Origin of the sequence: Streptomyces sp. NBC_00464, assembly GCF_036013915.1 — a bacterium.
GTDB lineage: Bacteria > Actinomycetota > Actinomycetes > Streptomycetales > Streptomycetaceae > Streptomyces.
Genome location: NZ_CP107899.1, coordinates 8,444,102 through 8,462,899, shown reverse-complemented (window position 1 = coordinate 8,462,899; position 18,798 = coordinate 8,444,102). Strand labels below are relative to the sequence as shown.

The following is an 18,798-nucleotide window of genomic DNA, read 5'->3' as shown; positions in this document are numbered from 1 at the left end:
ATTACGCCGGCGCCAGGAGATGCGATTCATGCCTTTCACCGCGCTGCATGCCGACCACGGCCGCCTCGATGCCACCCTGGCCGACCTGGGCCACAAGCTGGACTGGTCCCAGGTCCACAAAGTCCGACCCCGCCCGCCGCTTACCTGCCCGGAGTGTGAATGGGGCCTGCACGCCAAGGTCTCCCGCTACGGGTTCCGGTTCTTCGCCCACGACCCTGGCCGGCCGCCTTCCTGCGAGTTGTCGAACGAGTCGCGGGAGCACCACATGCTCAAGCTGGAGATGGCGACCGCGATCCGGGACGCCGGATGGTTCGCCGAACTAGAAGTGCCGGCCGCGGACGGCTCGTGGCGCGCGGACGTCATGGCCACCTCCACTGATGGAATCCAGCGCATGGCCTGGGAGGCCCAGCTGTCCCCCATCACCATCGACGACATCCACGAGCGCACCGAGCGCTACCGGGCCGAGGGGATCCTGGTGTGCTGGGTGTCCCCGAACAAGAAGCCGCCGCAGTGGATCAGCGCAGTGCCCGCGGTACGGGTACGCGCGCCGGAGGACCGGGGACAGGTCTGGGTGGTGGACGACGGTGTCGCCGGGTTCGACTACGCCGCCGGCAGCTGGGTCTTCCGCGAAGAGCAGCTGCAGCAGTTCGTCCGCTGGGTGCTCCAAGGGCAACTCGTGTCCGTGGAGAGCTATCCGCGCTACCGCAAGGTGCCTCGTGTGGTCGACGGCGAGCGGCTGCGGTTCCGTCGGGGCCGGTGGTGGACATCCCTGCAGTCGGCCGACGGCCAGACGCGGCACGAGCTGATGCGGCAGGGCCAGGAAGCGGCAAAAGAGGAACGCGAGGAGCGCCAGCGCCTGCGGGAGGAGGCCGCCGAACGCCAGCGGAAGGAGCTGGAGGAGAAGGAACGGATCCGGAAGGCGGAGGAAACCGCTCGACGGAATAAGCAGCAGGAGGAAGAGTCCCGTATCCGTATGGAGGCGTGGCGCCGACGGTGGGCCGAGGAGGAAGCCCGTCGTGCCCAGGAGAAGGCCGCGGAGGCGCAGCGTCTCGCTCGGGAGCAGGCCGAGCGGGAGGAGCGGGAGCGTCAGGCTGTGGAGGCGGCGAACGCGTGGTGGGCCAGGCTGTCGAAGCAGCAGATCGCGGAGTTGTTCGCAGCGGTGGCCGAGCGGGCCCGGCGCGAGGAGAAGCTGTGGGTGCAGATCCCCGAGAAGCTGCTGATGGACCCGGTGTACGCCTGCGGAGTACCGCTGTACACGCAGGACAGACGACGCCGTTCCCTGTACGGAATCGTGCGCCCATGCCCCTCCCTGCTGGCAACCTCGTCCCGGACGAGGGAAGAACACGCCCTGGTCCGCAGCGCCCAGGAAGCCAGGGAGCTGCAGGAGATGGGGCACGAAGGACGGATCACGCACTTCGACATGCCCGAGCATGAGCAGCTCACCATGCTCTGACATCCGACCGTTTCTCTGCCGGGCCACTCACACATGTGCGGCCTGGGGTGGGCGGCGGTCAAGCCACCGCGAGACGGTCAGGCGGCGGGCTGCCGGCCCTGGTTGTCGAGGTGGCAGCGGGCGGTCAGGCTTCAGGGTCGACTTCGGGGTGTGTGAACCGCACGGGTTTGCCCAGCGACCGGGCGTAGGCGATTTCGGCTCGGGTGCTGTCTCCGATGTAGTCGCCGACTACGAGCACCTCATCAGCGAGCCGGATCTTCGCTCGGTGCAGATCGTCGAGTCGAACCTTCAGCGCCTCGGCCTCGACAGGGTCGGACCAGAGTTCGTGCGGCGACTTCATGTCACAGCCTGGTTTGACGACGACCTTTCCGGCTTTGGTTTCCCGCAGATCGGCCTCGGTCATCTCGGTCATGAAGCGGGTGGAGCCGCAGATCACGACGATACGCGGGAGGCTCAACAGCCTCTTCGCGTCGGCGAGCTTCTCCTCGGGGGTGAGCAGTTGCGGGTAGGGCACTGGATCCTCCTGGTGGCGTGGTCTCCGTGAGGCGGTCGAGGCGTTCGTAGAGGGCGCGCACCATCCGGGCGCGGTTCTGGACGCAGCGCACGTTGCCCTCCAGTTTTACGAAAAGCTGGTCTTCCGTCTCGCGCAGGATGACGTCGGCGAGCGCCTTGGGTCCGCTGTCCATCGGGAGCTGGTCGGCGCGGCGGCGGACGTCGGAGGCGACGCGCGGGCGTGACCGGTCAGCTGGAGGCGATCTGCTCGTATTCGCGGTCGTGAGTGTGTCCGAGCCGGCCCACGCGAGGACGGCTTTGATGAGGCACTCGTATGGTGCGCGGTCTGGGGGAGCTCTGCTTCGATCAGTCCGTCGGGGTCGTGCAGGACCGTGAGTGTGCTGGTGTGCATGGCGGTCCTCGCTGCCGGGAGCGTCGGGTGCGGGTGGCCGGCGATCAACGCTGGGTCCTCGCCGCCATCTCCGTCCTTCTGGTCCTCGTCGTGCTGACCGAGGAACCTGGCGAAGCCGCGGTCCGCGCGGGCGAGCAGGGCTGGGGAGGGGACGCCGTAGGCAGGCGACTGGAGTCCGCGGCCCTCCAGGGCCGGGGCGGTGCTCTCGGGGTGTGCGCGCAAGGGGCCCCGCCTCTCCGGCTGGTGGTCCGTCGGTGCCGTCGACGCTACGCACGCACGGTCCGCGCACTCAACGAAGTTGCGGAGAATTGCGGAAGTTCACTCCAAGGCGTCGATCGCGGCCCGGATGAGCGCTCGGGCCGTGTCCCCGTAGACCGCCATCTCCGCGAGGCCGGCGAACGCCTTCGCGTAGTCGGCGAGCTCGCGCGGCTGCGTCACCTTGATCTCCGCTGTCAGCGTCTCCACCACGGCCATGGTGCCGTCATGGACGTAGAACGCCTTGAGCGGCCACACGGTGCGCTGCGCGGTGAACGGGATAATCCCCAACGAAACAAAAGCGAGCTGCATCACCGCCAGGAGGTGGCGCAGCTGCCCGCGCATCGCCTCAGGGTCGGCGGTGCGGAAGCGCAGGACGGATTCCTCCATGAGGACGACGTAGCGGTGGCCGCCCTCGTAGAGGAACCGGGAGCGTGCCACGCGGGCGGCGACGGCTTCGGCAACGTTGTCGGGTGTGCCCTGGAAGCGGGTGATCTGAGTCATGAGGGTGGTCACGAACGCCGAGGCCTGAAGGAAGCCAATGGAATCTGATGCCCCATACAATATTTGACTAAATAAAGGGCTAACCATGTACAACCGTGACGCGAAACACAGACGAGAAGGGCGTTTTGGGTTGTGCGCCCAAGATCCTTCCTCTGCCTGTCTGTGATTTCCCTGCCTAGGGTCACACCTGGTTCCCATCTTCAGGGAATTCTCACAATGTGACTTTTCTAGGGTGGGGCTATGTGGGCGCGTATCCGATCGCGCGGCAGTACTGGGGTGTTGACGGGTGTCTTGGGTCTGGCGGTGATTGCTGGTCTGGGGCCGGACACTGCTTTCGCAGCACCTCCCCCTGCCGGCCAGGCCGCTGCGCTCCAGGAGGAGGGTGAGCCCACCTCATCGGGCGAGGCGAGCGTCGAAGCCGCCCAGGCGAAAGCCCGGCGAACGGGCGTCCCCGTTGAGGTGACATCGATGCGCAGCGAGACCAGTGATGTCTTCGCGACCACTGACGGCGGCTTGGAAGCGCGTGAGTATCTGCGGCCGGTCCGGACCCGGGTGGATGGTCGGTGGAAGCCGGTGGACACCGACCTGGCAGTGACCGAGAAGGGAACGGTTGCGCCGAAGGCGGCTGCGGTGGGGCTTGAGTTCTCCGGTGGTGGCGATGCGCCGTTGGTGCGGATGACGAAGGCTGGCCGTGAGCTGTCGCTGACCTGGCCCGGTGTGCTGCCGAAGCCGGTTCTCAGTGGTGCGCTCGCTACGTATCAGGATGTGCTTCCTGGGGTGGATCTGCGCATGGAGGCGCAGGAGACCGGCTACACGCAGTTGCTTGTGGTCAACTCGGCGGAGGCGGCTGCCGATCCTCGGCTCTCGGAGGTTCGGCTGAAGCTGGATGCGCAGGGGCTCGATGTCGTCCGCACGAGTGAGGGTGGCGTGCGGGCGGTGGACGAGGGTGCCGGCGGGACGGTTTTCGAGGCGCCGAGGCCGATGATGTGGGACTCGAGTGTTCCCGGTGAGGGCGCGGCCGCGAGTGGTTCCGCGTCGCGGGCATTGGCAGCGGCTTCGCCTGCTGCGGGCGAGGAGCCGGGTGCGACCGAGTCAGGGAAGCTGGCCCAGGTCGAGGTGGCTGTTCCGGCCGAGGGTGACGAGCTGGTACTGACGCCGGACTCGGACGTTCTTCGTGGGGCGGACACGGCGTATCCGGTGTTCATCGATCCCCAGTTCGATACGCCGCTGGCCTCGGGGTGGACGATGGCGTCGAAGTACTGGGCGTCGTCCCCGCAGTGGAAGTTCAACGGCGAGTCCACTGCGGGGATGGGTTACTGCAACTGGGCCTATTGCCAGCCGAACGATACTAAGCGGCTTTTGTACCGGATTCCCACGTCCAAGTTCGCGGGCAAGACGATCCTTTCCGCAGAGTTCGTCGTGCGTAACACGTGGTCTGCTTCCTGTTCCGCCCGGAGCGTCGAGCTGTGGCGCACGAAAGACATATCGTCCGCGACCACATGGAACTCACAGAATGCGGCTGGTTTCTGGATTAAGCAACTGAAATCTTCGTCTTTTGCGTACGGGTACGACGGTTGCTCAGCGAAGGATGCAGAGTTCGATGTGAAGTCCGCGGTCCAGGAGATCGCCAACGCCGGGTCGTCGACGATGACGTTCGGGCTACGTGCGGCAAGCGAGTCGGACGGGTACGCGTGGAAGCGGTTTTCAAACAAGGCGTTTCTGCGGGTGAAGTACAACCGGCCGCCGGCCCAGGTCAAGATGTCGCAGTTGACGATGCAGTATGGCGGGGCGTGCAAGAGTCCGAGCGCGTCGCCGCCGATGGTGCGCACTCTCGGAGTGATCTACGCCAATGGTGTCACCGACCCTGACGGTGACAAGGTTGCCGTTCAGTTCCGGGCAGGCTGGGATACTAAGGACGGTAAGGGTCTCATCGCACGGTGGAAGCCCGCACTGACCACTTTCAAAGCATCGGGCTCGCAGTTCTATATCTCCCTGCCTGCGTCCGTATTGCCCAAGGACGGGACACAGATCAACTGGTATGTGCGGACCTACGACGGGGCGCAGTACTCACCCTGGTCCAACGCAGGCAGCGCCACCAGCTGCTACTTCACATACGACGCGGCAGCTCCTGCGACTCCGACCATCACGTCGTCCGACTATCCCGAGTCAATACGTGGCGAAGACGATCCCTGGTTCGACGGCGTAGGCAAGTACGGAACGTTCCAGCTCAAGGGCTCGGACTCTGATGTCACCAAGTACTGGTACGGCATCAATACCGACCCGTCCCCGAAGAACACAGTGGCCACATCAGCTGGGGCGGCAAAGTCGATCAAACTACTGCCGTCCAAGGTGGGAGTGAACTTCATCATGGCCCAGGCGATCGACGGATCGGGCCGTGCCAGCGCTCCTTATACGTACCAATTCAAGGTAAGTGCCGGCCAGCCCGAGAGGGCTATGTGGGAGATGGACGACGACGCCGCGGCAGGCCAGGCCGAAGGCAGCTCCGGTGCCCGCGTCGCCACTCTCCACGGTGGGGCGACCCCCGAGGTGGAGGGCAAGAAGGGAACCGCCCTCCACCTCGACGGCGCGACCGGATATGCGGCAACCGATATCCCGACCATCAACACGGCGAACGGCTTCAGCGTCTCGGCCTGGGTCAAACTTGACAAGATTCCCGACAACGCTGCGATCATCGCAGCGCAGCCCGGCAACTATGCACCAGGATTCGAGCTCTACTACTCCGCGGAAAAGACGCGGTGGGTCTTCAATCAGTTCTCCTCGGACACGCCGAACGCTTCCATCATCAGAGCAATGGCACCTGACCCAGGCGGCGTGGCCGTTGGTGAGTGGACGCACCTTGTCGGGATCTACAGCGGCGTGGACAAGGCGCTGTCTCTGTATGTCAATGGCACGCTGGCCGGCTCCACCCCGTACACGACGGCGTGGGATGCACGCCGCGGGCTGCAGATCGGTGCCGGCAAGTACGACGGCGTCCTGAAGTCGTTCTTTCCCGGCACCATCGATGAACTGCGCATCTTCGACAAGCCGATCAGCGCCGCGGAAGTGGCAAACCTGTACCGGCTCGAGCCCATAGGCAACGGCCGAACGGCCCGTACGGTCTTCCCGCTGGACGAGCCCGAATATCAGCCCAAGGCCGAAAACGAGACCGAGGCCAAAAAGACGACCGAGGTGGTCGGACACGCCGATACCCAGCCACTGGCGCTCAACGGCGGTGCCCAGCTCGGAGCCGCAGGCCTCGCCGGCCACGCCCTGCAGCTGGATGGCACGACGGGCTACGCCCGCACCGCCGCCCCGCACACCGACACCCAGCGCCCCTTCACCGTATCGGCGTGGGCAAAGCTCGACCGTCTTCCCGACGGGGCGGCCACAGTCGTGGCGCAGTTGGGCACCAACCGGCCCGGCTACGAGCTGTACTACTCCAACACCTACAACCGATGGGGCTTCAAGCAGTTCTCGGACGATGCGGTGGGCGCCTCCCAGATCGCTGCTCTTCAACCGGAGGGGGCCAAGGCCTACGCCGGTGACTGGGTACACCTGGTCGGGGTCCACGACCAGGTAGCGCAGACGCTGACTCTGTACGTCAACGGTGCCAAGGCCGGCAGCGTCGCTGCCCCGGCCGAGCCCTTCTACGCTGGTGGGAACGTCCAGGTCGGAGCACTGAGCGTCGACGGCGGCAGGCTCATCGAGTACTTCCCCGGGCAGATCGATGACGTGCGTCTGTACGACCGGCCGGTCTCTGCTGAAGAAGTCCAGCAGATGTTCCGTCAGAGCCCGGTGATCGAGGGGCGCTGGCAGTTCGAAGAGGCAACGAGCACCCTCCCGCCGACGGTGGCCGATGCGACGCCGGAGAACAGGCCCATGAGTCTGTACGGATCTGCGCGGCTGGGGTCGGGGCAGATCGACAACAGCGGCCTGGAACTCGATGGTGAGAGTGCTTACGCGGCAACCTCGACGATGCCCGTCGATACGGGGGTGAGCTTCACCATGACGGCTTGGGCTCAGGCGGCAGCAGTGCCTGACCACAGCATGGTCGTGATGAGTGCCGAGGGCACAAACCGCAGCTCGTTCGAGGTCCGTTTCCAACCTGATCCGAAGAATCCTGAGGGGCTCGGCAGTTGGGTGTTGTCCGTTCCGGACAAGGACAGCACCACGGGGGCCACGGTGACTGCCGTGAGCAACACCGCGTTCAACGATGTCACCAGCTGGAATCACCTGGCAGTGGTGTATGACGGGTTCGCCAAGGAGCTCCGCCTGTACGTCAACGGCCAGATCCAGACCGCGGTCTGCAGTGGTGCGGACAGCGACGAGGGGGCAGGCGAACCTGCTTGTGAGATCCCCGGGTCCTTGGCAGAGGACGCGCTCAGCTTCAAGGCTGCGAAGTCCGTGCAAATCGGCCGGGCGAAGGAAGACCTGCCCGGCAGCTACTTCGCTGGCTCGGTGGACGATGTGTGGGCGTTCCAGGGTGCCCTGGACGACAGCCAGGTCCAGCAGCTGAACGGAACCCTCTTCGACATCCCGACCGAGGTTCCCAGCGGTAACCGCTTCTGAAGTCTCTCGTATCGGGTGGGCGGGCCCACGCGGGCCCGCCCACCCAATACGACCAGCGCTCTTGCGGATTTTCACTTCATCTTCTGCGCTCGGCTCACATAGGTGGCCGGGCGCCCAACAGCGATGGACACGCCACTTATGAAAGCCACCCCCGGGGCCCGGCTGCTCCGCAGAACATCACTCGCGCTATCCAGCGTCCTCATCGCGTCCCTGCTGCAGGGTGTAGCGGCGCCCGTATCCGTCGCAGCCAGCAATCTGCCGGGGGCGCCGTCGTCGGAGAAGCCCGTCGCAGGCAGCAAGACCGGCAAGGTCAAGCCGCGTGCACAGTACACGGGCTCCCGGGTACCGGAGAAGGCTCCTCGGGCCAAACTGCCGCAGCCCACCCAGGTCACCACAGCGCTTCCGGCTCAGGGTGCCAAGGGCGCGAAGCGGTTCGCCTCGCCGCAGGGGCAGCCGATCGGGCTCGCGCGTGCCACGAGTGGCGTGGCGGGCAAGAGCAAGACGAAGAGCGGCGCGGCCAGCGAGGCCGCTGATCCGAGCAGTGTCACCTCACGAATCCTCGACTCCCAGCACGCCAAGCGGGCAGGGGTGAAGGGGTTGCTCTTCACCCTCGCCCCGAAGGTTCCTGCCTCAGCCGGCAAGGGCGAAACACCGGTCGATGTCTCCGTCGACTACTCCTCCTTCGCCCAGTCCTTCGGCGGCTCGTATGCCTCCCGCATGCACCTGGTTGAGCTGCCTTCCTGCGCACTGACAACACCTGAGCAGGAGAAGTGCCGTGTCGCCAAGCCGGTCGCCGCAGTCCGCGACAGCGCTCAGCAGACGCTGACCGCCAGCGCCGTCGCACTCCAGACAGTCGCACCCACGGTCCTGGCAGCCACGGCAACAACAGAGGGAGACAAGGGCGACTACAAGGCCACCTCTCTCTCGCCCTCCTCGACATGGAGCACCAGCCTCAACTCCGGTGACTTCAACTGGTCCTACGACTTCCAGGTTCCCGATGTACCGGGCGGCATGAAGCCGAGCGTCGGCCTTTCCTACTCCTCGGGCGCCATCGACGGGCGTACCGGCGGGACGAACAACCAGGGTTCCTGGGTCGGAGACGGTTTCGACCTGTCGTCCGGGTCCATCGAGCGCCGCTACAAGCCGTGCGCGGACGACGGTGTGAAGAACGCTGACGGCAGCAAGCCCGGCGACCTGTGCTGGTCCTACGACAACGCGTTCATCTCGTTCAACGGCTCAGGTGGCGAGCTTGTACCGGACGGTGCCAACGCCTTCAGGTTCAAGAACGATGACGGTACGAAGATCGTCCGTCTCTTCGACACCAAGAAGGAGAACGGCGACAACGACGGCGAGTACTGGCGACTGACCACGCCGGATGGAACCCGCTACTACTTCGGCTACAACCATCCCCCGGGATGGGCTGCGGGCAAGGCGGCCACAGACTCAACGTGGACCGTCCCAGTTTTCGGGAACAACACCGACGAGAAGTGCCACGGCGCAACCTTCGCCGAGTCCTGGTGCCAGCAGGCATGGCGGTGGAACCTCGACCTGGTCATCGACGCCCACGGCAACACCATGACCTACCAGTACGGCAAGGAGCAAAACTCCTACGGCCGCAATCTGAAGGCCGATGACGACACCACGTACGTCCGCGGTGGGTACCTCAAGAACATCAATTACGGCCTGCGGTCCAACGACACCTACGCCAAGCCGCTGGCCCAGGTTATCTTCGACAACGCAGAGCGCTGCCTTCCACAGACCGGCGTGACCTGCGAAGAAGACACGATCGACTCAAAGTCCAGCTACTGGTACGACACGCCTTGGGACCTGAACTGCAAGGCTGCCAGCAGCTGCGACAGCGGCCGGCTCTCCCCGTCCTTCTGGACCCGCAAGCGGCTGACCGGCATCAGGACTCAGGTGCTCAAGGCCGACGGGACCCCCGGCAAGGTCGACTCCTGGGCGTTCGAACACCACTGGGGTAAGGCGGATGTCGACTACCAGCTGCTGCTGGACAGCATTCAGCACACCGGTGAATCGGCAACGCCGACCATCAAGCTGCCGAAGACCACGTTCACCTATACACAGCTTGCGAACCGCCTCGACAAGACTGGGGACGGCTACGCCCCCTTCATCAAGGATCGCCTCTTCACGATCTCCGATGAGTCGGGCGGCAAGGTCAGTGCCAACTACTCCGAGCCGACGTGCAACTGGAGTGGTCTGCCGACCCCCGAGACGAACACCACTCGGTGCTTCCCGCAGTACATCGGCGGTGACAGCACCGATGGCGCGAACCTTCAGTGGTTCAACAAGTACGTCACCACATCGGTGACCAAAACGGACCGTACAGGGAAGTCGCCTGACCAAGTCACGCAGTACGACTACATCGGCGATGCCGCTTGGCATTACGACGATGACGACGGGCTGACCAAGGAGAAGGAGAAGACCTGGTCCCAGTGGCGTGGCTACGAGCACGTCAGGGTCAGGACCGGTGGGCAGGGCGGCACCGGTGAGATGAAGACCCAGCAGGACAGCTACTTCCTGCGCGGCATGAACGGCGACCGGAAGGACGCTGCTGGAGGTACCAAGTCCGTCTCCGTCACACCGGACGCGGACGAAGGCGAAGCCATCACCGACCACGAAGCCGTTGCAGGCTTCGGCTACAAGACGATGACCTTCGACAAGCCCGGTGGCAAGGTTCTCGGCAAGACGATCAGCCGTCCCTGGTACCAGCAGACCGCGAAGAAGGTCCGGGACTGGGGCACCGTCACCTCCAACTTCACCGGTATCTCCAGCAGCAAGACCTGGACGTCGCTGGACGCGGGTGCAGGCACCAAGTGGCGCACCACCGCAACGGCCACCAAGCACGACACCGTTGCCGGCCGCGTGATCGAAGCCGACGACTACGGCGACGACTCCACCTCGATTGACAACACATGCACACGTACCACCTACGCTGGCGATGCGGCCACCGCAATCCTCAGCATGCCGGTTCGCGTGGAGACGGTCGCAAAGGCCTGTGACGCGTCCGTCGACCGGAAGAAGGACGTCCTGAGCGACGTCCGCTCGGTCTACGACGGTGGCGCCTACGGTGCCGTCCCCACGAAGGGGGACGTGACTGCCATCGCCACCCTGAAGAGCCATGACGGTACGAAGGCGACCTATCTCGAAGCCGGGGGCACGTTCGACAGCTACGGCCGGCAGCTGACGGTGACCGACCTGACCGCGAATGTGACGGTCACGGATGACGGCACCCCGGTCCGGACCGCCCGTACGGACGGTCGCATCACCACGACCGCGTACACGCCCGCCACCGGATTCGCTACTCAGGCGAAGGTGACCACACCACCAGCCCAGGCTTCCGACGCGACAACAGCGCAGACCACCACCACGGACATCGACCCGGCGCGGGGGCTTGTCGCCAAGCAGACCGACACGAACAACAACGTCACCCAGTACGCGTACGACGCACTGGGACGGACGACCAAGGTCTGGGCAGCCAATCGCCGCAATACGTCGACGCCCACCGCAGAGTTCGTTTACACGGTCGCCGAGGGCAAGGCGGTCGCGGTCACAACCAAGTCGCTGAACAACACCGGCGGGCAGATCACGACCTACGAACTGTTCGACGGATTTCTCCGAAGCCGCCAGACCCAGGAACCCGGGCCCGATGGCGGCAGCATCCTCACGGACACCTTCTACGACGAACGTGGCCTCGCGACCCGGGCCTTTGCGCCGTACTACGTCACCGACGCGGCCAGTACCGAGCTCTTCGAGCCGAATAACGCGCTCTCGGTCGAAACCCAGATGCTTGTTGCGTACGACGGGCTGAACCGCGCCGTACAGGCCCAGGAGATGGCCGGCAACGGTGATGAAGGCCAGATCCTCAGCACCACCAAGACCATCTACGGCGGGGACCGTGTCACTGTCATCCCACCGGTCGGCGGCACAGCCACCACCACCCTCAGCGACGCACGCGGCAACACCACGGAACTGCGCCAGCTCCACACCCGTGCCGCTACCGCTGCCTACGACAGCACCTTCTACCACTACACGCCGCGCAATGAACTGGACGAGGTAACCGACCCCGCCGGCAACAACTGGACGTACACCTACGACCAGCTGGGCCGTAAGGATTCGGCGACTGACCCGGACCAGGGCACCACGACCACGAAGTACGACGACCGTGGCCAGGTGACGTTCGTCCAGGGCTCGCGTACCGACGTCCCCGGACTCGCCTACGTCTACGACAACCTCGGCCGCCAGACCGAGGTACGCGAGAAGTCCGCCACCGGAACCCTGCGGACGAAGCAGGTCTACGACACCGTCACAGGTGCCAAGGGACAACTCGCCGAATCAACCCGCTATGTGAACGGGCAGCCCTACACATCAAAGATCACCCAGTACGACGAGCTGTACCGGCCCACCCGGACCGCCGTTGTCATCCCTGCCGTCGAAGGCGCCCTCCAGGGCACCTACCAGACCGGAACAACCTTCCAAACCTCCGGCTTGATCGCTTCCTTCGCCTACTCCGCAGCCGGTTCACTGCCAGGCGGCTCCGTCAACTACACCTACGACAACGCCACGCTGCGCCCGGAAACCGTCTATGGGGAGGGCATGACCTCGCGCGTCAGCAGCTACAGCAACACCGGCAAGCCTCTGCAGTTCCAGATGGGGCTGAGTGGCGGAAGCAAAATCACAGAAGTCACCAACTCCTACGAACCGGGAACCCAGCGCCTGGCCACCTCCCGCGTGGATCGAACGGGCCAGTCCGGATCCGACCGCTACGCCGTTTACGCCTACGACGAAGCAGGAAACGTCCGCTCGGTATCGGACGCCACCACCACCGGCACGGACAACCAGTGCTTCACCTACGACTACCTCGGCCGTCTCACCGAAGCCTGGGCCCAGCCCGTCGACACCTGCGTGGCCACACCCGCCGCAGACAAGACCGGCGGCCCAGCCCCGTACTGGCAGTCCTTCACCTACGACAAGGCCGGCAATCGTGCCACCCAGACGCAGCACGACATAGCGGGTGACGCGGCAAAGGACGTCAAGGACACCTACTCCTACCCCACCCCCGGCTCACCCCACGCGCACCGCCTGACCTCACGGACCGTCACGGGCCCTGCCGGAAGCAGCACCGACAACTACACCTACGACGCGAGCGGGAACACCATCACCCGCCCGGGCCAGTCGCTCACCTGGGACGTCGAGGGCCACCTGGAAACTGTCACCAAGAGCGGCAAGACCACCAGCTACCTCTACGACGCCTCCGGCAACCGGCTCATAGGCCGAACCCCGACCGAGACCACCCTGTACCTGGGGAACACCGAAGTCACCCTTCCCACCGGCGCCACCAAGGCCAAGGCCACCCGGTACTTCGACCTCGGCGGCGGCCAGACAGCCATCCGCAACGACGACGGCACCTTCGCCTTCACCATCGCCGATCACCACGGCACCGGCGAACTCGCCATCCAAGCCACCGACCTTGCCATCACCCAGCGACGCTCCCTTCCCTTCGGCGGAGAGCGCGGCCCGGCACCCGCCACCTGGCCCGGCACCAAGGGCTTCGTGGGCGGCACCAACGACACCAAGACCACCGGTCTCACCCACCTCGGCGCACGCGAATACGACGCCGACCTCGGCCGCTTCATCTCCATCGACCCGGTCCTGGACGTAGCCGACCCCCAGCAGATGAACGGCTACACGTACAGCAACAACAACCCTGCCACCTTCTCCGACCCCACTGGCCTGTATCTCGATGACGGCACCGGCCACAGCATGAACCGCACAGGCAAGCAGCGAAAAGATCTCGGCAAGCCCATCGGGGGTACCGGCCCGAACGGCTGCTACTACACCTGCCATCAGAGCAGCAGCGGTACGACACCGAGCCCCAGTCCTGGAGCAGCACCGTCGCCCGAGCCACCCACAGGTCCGGGTATCACGGACCTTCCACTCCGGCTCGTTCAGCCGGTGGCCCGCGTCGTCTACCGCCTCTTTAAATCAGCGCTCCTTATGGACCCCCCCGAGCCGCAACTCATGTGTACGGTCGACGGGCGGTGCGATTACCTAACGCCCAGCGATCAGGTCATACCTTGGACCCCCGGTGGCCCAAGCCGTCTCCTAGCAGGAGCACGAGCCGGCGAGGAAGCTTTTTCTGTTACACAAACGCTGAAAGCCCTGAAGGACGCAATTAAGCGAAACGTGTATAAAGCGGGTGGGCCCACCAATGGACTTGGGATTACCAGCAAGGGAAGCATCTACAGCGTCCAGAGCGGCAATAAGGTACTCGACAAGAAATTGATAGATATTCTCAATGGAAGACTCCAGCAATTGGGCATCACGAAGGGCGCATCGACGTCAGCTCGCGCTAGTGATGCAGAACAGAAATTTGCTGCGGTCATGATCAGGGACGACATCAAAAAAGCCGAGATCTATATCAATAACCCAGCAGGGCCATGCAGGCAGCCACTCGGTTGCGATGCCGTGCTGAACAGAGTTCTGGGCAAGAGAGAACTGACGGTACACTGGCCGAATGCACGGGGAGGTTTTAATGAGTGGACCTACGGCAACGGTAAAGTGGGAATGGGTGGAAGGTAGGGCAATCATGCCGTAGATTGACCATACAGAAATCACGGAGTGGCCGAGCGCCCCAGTTGGTGCTCGGCCACTCCGAGTGTCACTATGTTGCCTTGTCTCAAGCATGTCGCTGAGCCGGGTGGCTACTCGAAGGGGCGGGTTACGTGAGTGGAAACGAAAGCCGGGAGCACTGGGAGCTCATTCCTGGAGCTGGAATCGGGCCCCTGCGGTACGGGATGACCTCAGCTGAGGTCGCCGCAGCGCTCGGAGTATCAGAGGCACAGAAAGTGACGGATGGTCCCTACGAACAAGAAGAGTTCGCCAACGGGGTACAGGCGTTCTACGACGCAGGCAGCCTTGCGTGCATTGCTTTGAATGCAGCCATGGGCCCGCAGGTCCTATTGGAAGGTTTCGCACTAGCCGGCCACGACCCTGAGCAGACGCACCAATTCCTCCTCGACTACGCCGCCGAATACGGAGGTTGCTTGTTGTACACCTCCGATGGCTCCCTGGCTTTGACTGACCTGGGGGTCCTTCTGCGCTCACAGGAGGTCGATGGCGTGCGAATGTCGAGGCCTCTGCTCGTCAAGGAGGACTGGCTCGAGTCAGAGTACTACCGCGATCACCTTCCTTTGGAAGGTGATCCGATTCCGTTTGCCGGGTCATAAAGTTCGAAATATACAATGGCCCGAGACACCTCCTGAATCCACTGGCTCAGTTAGCAAGTGATGGATTCGCATGAGCGGGTCGGTGTTTCTGTTGTCGGGCGTGGAATGACCTCTGACCTGCCCAGCCTTTCCGCTTGTCCACAGGCCTCGGGCCCTCACGGGCGGGTCGGGCAGGCCCTAGGTGTTCTGTCCAGGGAGGTTGTGGACGGTGATGCAGGTCTCGGCTTGGTGATCTTGAACGCATGAGGGCCTTCCGGGTTCGGTGTGGATTGCGACGTCTACACCAGCCCGAAAGGCCCTCATGCCCCACCGTAATGCACCTCTGACCGAGACCGGACGTCTGCGGCTGGCCCGCTGCGTGATGGATGACGGATGGGCTCTGCGCCAGGCAGCGGAGCGGTTCCAGGTCTCGCCGACCACAACCCAGCGGCGGGCCGGGCGATACCGCAAACTCGGTGAGGCGGGGATGAGCGACCGTTCCAGCCGCCCCGCCACAGTCCTCGGCGCACGCCGACCCGGACCGAACGCCGGATCATCAAGGTCCGCCTCACACGGCGGTGGGGACCGGCCCGCATCGCTCACCTGGTGGGCCTGGTGCCCTCCACTGTGCACCGCATGCTGGTCCGCTTCGGCCTGGCCCGGCTCAGTCATCTCGACCGGGCCAACGGCCACGTCATACGCCGCTACGAACGCGACCGACCCGGCAAACTCATGCACTACGTGCCGCAAAGACCTTCTTCACGGCGGCGGTCTGGCCACGTACGCAGGGGTGCCGCCTCGGGGCAGCCCGAAGCGGCACTCAGTCTCAGGTGGAAGCGGCCTGTATCTGCGCGGTGGCCTGGGACCGGGCAGTCTTGGCGCCGGTCTTGCCCACGTCGATGGTTCGGGGGTCAACGGCTTCGAGGGGCGAGCCGACCGCGTAGGGACCGTCAGGGTCGTCGGGCCGGTTAGGACGGTCGTGTGGCAGGAGGTAGAACGTGCGTCGGGGGAACAGGCCGCTGTCCGGGAGCCGCGGCGCGGTGGGAGCGAGGTTGGTGTAGCCGACGAGCCGGCCGTCGCGTTCGTAGCGGGGCTTGCCCCGGCGGGTGGTGACCTTGTCGAGGGCCTGGCGGACGTAGTCGAGGTCTTCGGTGCTCTCCAGCCAGACGACTTCGGCTTCCTGGGCGAGATCGCCTTCCCGTGGGATCGCGCTCACTTCGCCTCCTGGTTGTCTGCGGCCGGCTGCCCGCCGACAGGTCTTGCATTCATTCCGTCGCTCCTTCGGTGGAACGAGCGGAACTGCTGACGAAAGCACCACCCATCGTACGGTCGTTCTTCCCCAGGCCACCGTGTGCCAGTCGTCATCATGACGGTGCTCCTTCTCCGTCACAGTCCTCAGCAAGGAGTGCAAGGCCCGGGTAGAGCTTGGTCGCGTTGTTCTTGATCATGTCCGCCGGTGAGGTCAGGCCGAGCTCCTGGCGGATACGGCCGGCGAAAGCCCGGCTCGTCGACGGGCGGATCATCTCCTCCGAGCACCAGCGGCCGTACACCTCGTACAGCAGCTTCTGCTCGACACGCAGGTCCGGATTCGGACGGCCGTCAGCGCACCGGGTGCAGCGTTCGGTGAGGAAACGGCCGATGTGGTCCTCGGTCGTCTCGTACGCCGCGGTCGCCATCCGTACGGAGTCCGGCCCGGTCAGCGGGTCTCGGGTGGTCAGGTAGAGGCGGGCGCCCTCGATCAGCCACTGCAGGATCCCCGGGCCCTCGTCCTGGACAAGCTCGGCGGCAAGGTTGTCGATCTTCAGCTCGTTCGGGACGGTCCGCTCGAACGGGATGAGACGGATACGGCGCCAGAACGCGTGCCCGCCGGTGCCGACTTCGGGACGGTGATTGCCCAGCAGCCACAGCTTGTGCGTCGGCCGGAACGTCATGAAGTCCTGCCGCATACGGCGGGCAGTGATCCTGTCGCCGCCGGTCAGGAGCTTGACGCGGGACTCATTGAACTTGTCGTTCTGCTTCAGCTCACTGCACACCACGATCCGCCGGCCGTGCAGTTCCGTCAGCTCCGTGCTGTGCTCGGCGAACTTCCCCTTCTCCATCAGGAAGCCCGGCGGCGCGGCATTGGCGTAGTCACCCAGAATCTGGGTGATCACCTCCAGCAGGACCGACTTGCCGTTGGCGCCGGTGCCGTAGAGGAAGGGCAGGACCTGGGCGCCGACGTCGCCGGTGATGGAGTAGCCGAGCAGCAGGTGCAGGAAGCGGGTGGTCTCCAGTCCCTGCTCGTCCTCACCGAAGGTGTCGTTGAGGAACCTCTTCCACCGCGGGATCGGGATGTCCCGGGGGGCGACCTGGGTGGCGCGCGAGTGCATGTCGTTCAGCGGGTCCGGGTCGCTGAGCTTCCCGGTACGCAGGTCGACGACCCCGCCCGGCGTGCACAGCGCGTAGATATCACCGTCCAGGACCTGCGGGTCCAGGCGCATGCCGGGGGCTGCCTGGGCCTGGAACAGCATCGCTTTCACTCCGGCCGTGGACTCCGAGCGCTTGCGGTGCGCAGCGACTTCCCGGTTGCTGAAGCGGCCCTTCGGGTCGGTCTCGGCGAAGCTCTCCGCCATGTCGCCGGCCGCCCAGACCGCTGCCTCCTCGCCGCCGGTCAGCTTCCATCGGTAGCAGTTCCAGGAGTGCCATCCCATGCCGACCACGTAGCGGAACTGGTCGGAGTAGAGACGGGCGAACAGCTTCGCGTTGCCGCGGTCGGTCAGCGCATCTGGCAACACTCTTGTGGTGTCGGCGGCCGGGTAGCGGGCGTCCGACTGCTGAGCGGGCAGAAGCGGCTGTTCCGGAGACAGGCTGCGGCTGTGTTCATGGATCTGTTCGGCTGCCCTCTGCGCGTCGAAGCGCGCCGGCTCGGCGTTCATGACCGTCCTCGAAGATGGACTCGGTGCCCGGCATCCACGTTCGGCACACAGCGGACGGTCATGCCTCCTGAGGACGGGGCCACCCGCCTGTCCTGGGAGGTCTCCTGGCCGGCAACGCCGTGGTCCGGCGACGCGGCGGACCCGGTCGGCAGGGGTTCGGGCTGACGGGGCAACGGCTGTCCTTGTCGCGATACGTACTGGAACCATGTCGCCCAGTCCGCCCCACCTGCCACGGCCTCATGGAGAGGTGCGGGCTCAACGGGGCTGACGGGACTGAACTGTCGGCATTGCGAAACAGAGCGTAGTCCACTCACCCGGCCACAGAAGCGCTTCTTCGCCGTGTCCCGAAAGTTGAGTCCCGTCAGCCCCGCGCAAGCTGGCCTGGGGGGCGGTGCCGTCGGAAGTTCAGTCCCGTCAGCCGCTGAGGGTTTCAGTCCCGTTCCACATACCGGCAGGTCAGGGGCTTACGGACCCGATGCACGGGACTGACGGGACTGAAACTGTCAGTTATGAGCCGCATAGAGCACTACTTGTATGTGCGCGCCCGCGTGTACATGACAGTACATATATAGGTGATAACCCCAGAGTTCAGTCCCGTTAGTCCCGTGGAAGAAGAGTTCACCCATGCTGACCTGGCATTTCTCTATGCGGGACTGAACGGGACCGAACACGCCACGGGACAGAGACGGCGGCCGACGTCATCAGGCCGCGGAACCTGGCTTTCCCCCGTCAAGTCGGTGCGAGGGAGTGTGCGGCCCGTCATGCTCAGGCTTGTACGGAGCCTCGGCGGGCATGGCCGCCAAGCGCAGCTGCGCGTCAGCACCGGCACGGACGACTTCGCGGCAGGTGCAGCGGTACCCCGGACCCTGATCGGTCAGTCGGTGCGGCCGATGGGCGACGGGCAGCCGTGCGACCCGCATCTCCAGCTCCACGTCACGGGGTGACCTTCCACCGTGCGGCGGCCCCTTGGTC

Annotated in this window: 8 protein-coding genes and 2 pseudogenes; 6 read left to right on the top strand and 4 right to left on the bottom strand. The window is 64.9% G+C overall.

Annotated features, from left to right (window positions below; all coding sequences use genetic code 11):
• Positions 1-28 precede the first annotated feature (28 nt).
• Positions 29-1,453: a competence protein CoiA family protein gene (locus OG912_RS37770; RefSeq protein ID WP_327713294.1), complete on the top strand. Its 1,425-nt coding sequence runs from the start codon at positions 29-31 to the stop codon at positions 1,451-1,453.
• Positions 1,454-1,577: 124 nt separating this feature from the next.
• On the opposite strand, the gene OG912_RS37765 is transcribed toward OG912_RS37770, so the two are convergent.
• Positions 1,578-1,967: a hypothetical protein gene (locus tag OG912_RS37765; RefSeq protein ID WP_327713293.1), complete on the bottom strand. Its 390-nt coding sequence runs from the start codon at positions 1,965-1,967 to the stop codon at positions 1,578-1,580.
• A gap of 708 nt (positions 1,968-2,675) precedes the next feature.
• Positions 2,676-3,152 (bottom strand): annotated as a pseudogene (locus OG912_RS37760) (Scr1 family TA system antitoxin-like transcriptional regulator); the annotation flags it as partial.
• 432 nt (positions 3,153-3,584) lie between these two features.
• Here OG912_RS37760 and OG912_RS37755 point away from each other — a divergent pair.
• The 4 genes and pseudogenes from OG912_RS37755 to OG912_RS37740 all read left to right on the top strand — a co-directional run.
• Positions 3,585-7,685 carry a LamG-like jellyroll fold domain-containing protein gene (locus tag OG912_RS37755; protein ID WP_327713292.1) on the top strand — a complete coding sequence of 1,367 codons (4,101 nt, stop codon included), beginning with the start codon at positions 3,585-3,587 and terminating at the stop codon, positions 7,683-7,685.
• Positions 7,686-7,823: 138 nt separating this feature from the next.
• Positions 7,824-14,285 (top strand): RHS repeat domain-containing protein, encoded by a 6,462-nt coding sequence (locus OG912_RS37750; RefSeq protein WP_327713291.1) that lies wholly within the window; start codon positions 7,824-7,826, stop codon positions 14,283-14,285.
• Positions 14,286-14,428: 143 nt separating this feature from the next.
• Positions 14,429-14,932, top strand: coding sequence for a hypothetical protein (locus OG912_RS37745; protein ID WP_327713290.1), 504 nt, complete (start codon positions 14,429-14,431; stop codon positions 14,930-14,932).
• Between the two features lie 301 nt (positions 14,933-15,233).
• A pseudogene (locus OG912_RS37740) lies at positions 15,234-15,649 on the top strand (leucine zipper domain-containing protein); the annotation flags it as partial.
• Between the two features lie 88 nt (positions 15,650-15,737).
• On the opposite strand, the gene OG912_RS37735 reads toward OG912_RS37740, so the two are convergent.
• Together OG912_RS37735 and OG912_RS37730 are read right to left on the bottom strand one after the other, a co-directional pair.
• Complete coding sequence (locus tag OG912_RS37735) at positions 15,738-16,127, bottom strand: DUF6009 family protein (protein WP_327713289.1); 390 nt, start codon at positions 16,125-16,127, stop codon at positions 15,738-15,740.
• A gap of 148 nt (positions 16,128-16,275) precedes the next feature.
• A complete protein-coding gene (locus OG912_RS37730) occupies positions 16,276-17,826 on the bottom strand; it encodes a DNA primase family protein (RefSeq protein ID WP_327713288.1) in 1,551 nt (516 codons plus the stop codon).
• Positions 17,827-18,587: 761 nt separating this feature from the next.
• Here OG912_RS37730 and OG912_RS37725 point away from each other — a divergent pair.
• Positions 18,588-18,770 carry a hypothetical protein gene (locus OG912_RS37725; protein WP_327713287.1) on the top strand — a complete coding sequence of 61 codons (183 nt, stop codon included), beginning with the start codon at positions 18,588-18,590 and terminating at the stop codon, positions 18,768-18,770.
• Positions 18,771-18,798: the final 28 nt, after the last annotated feature.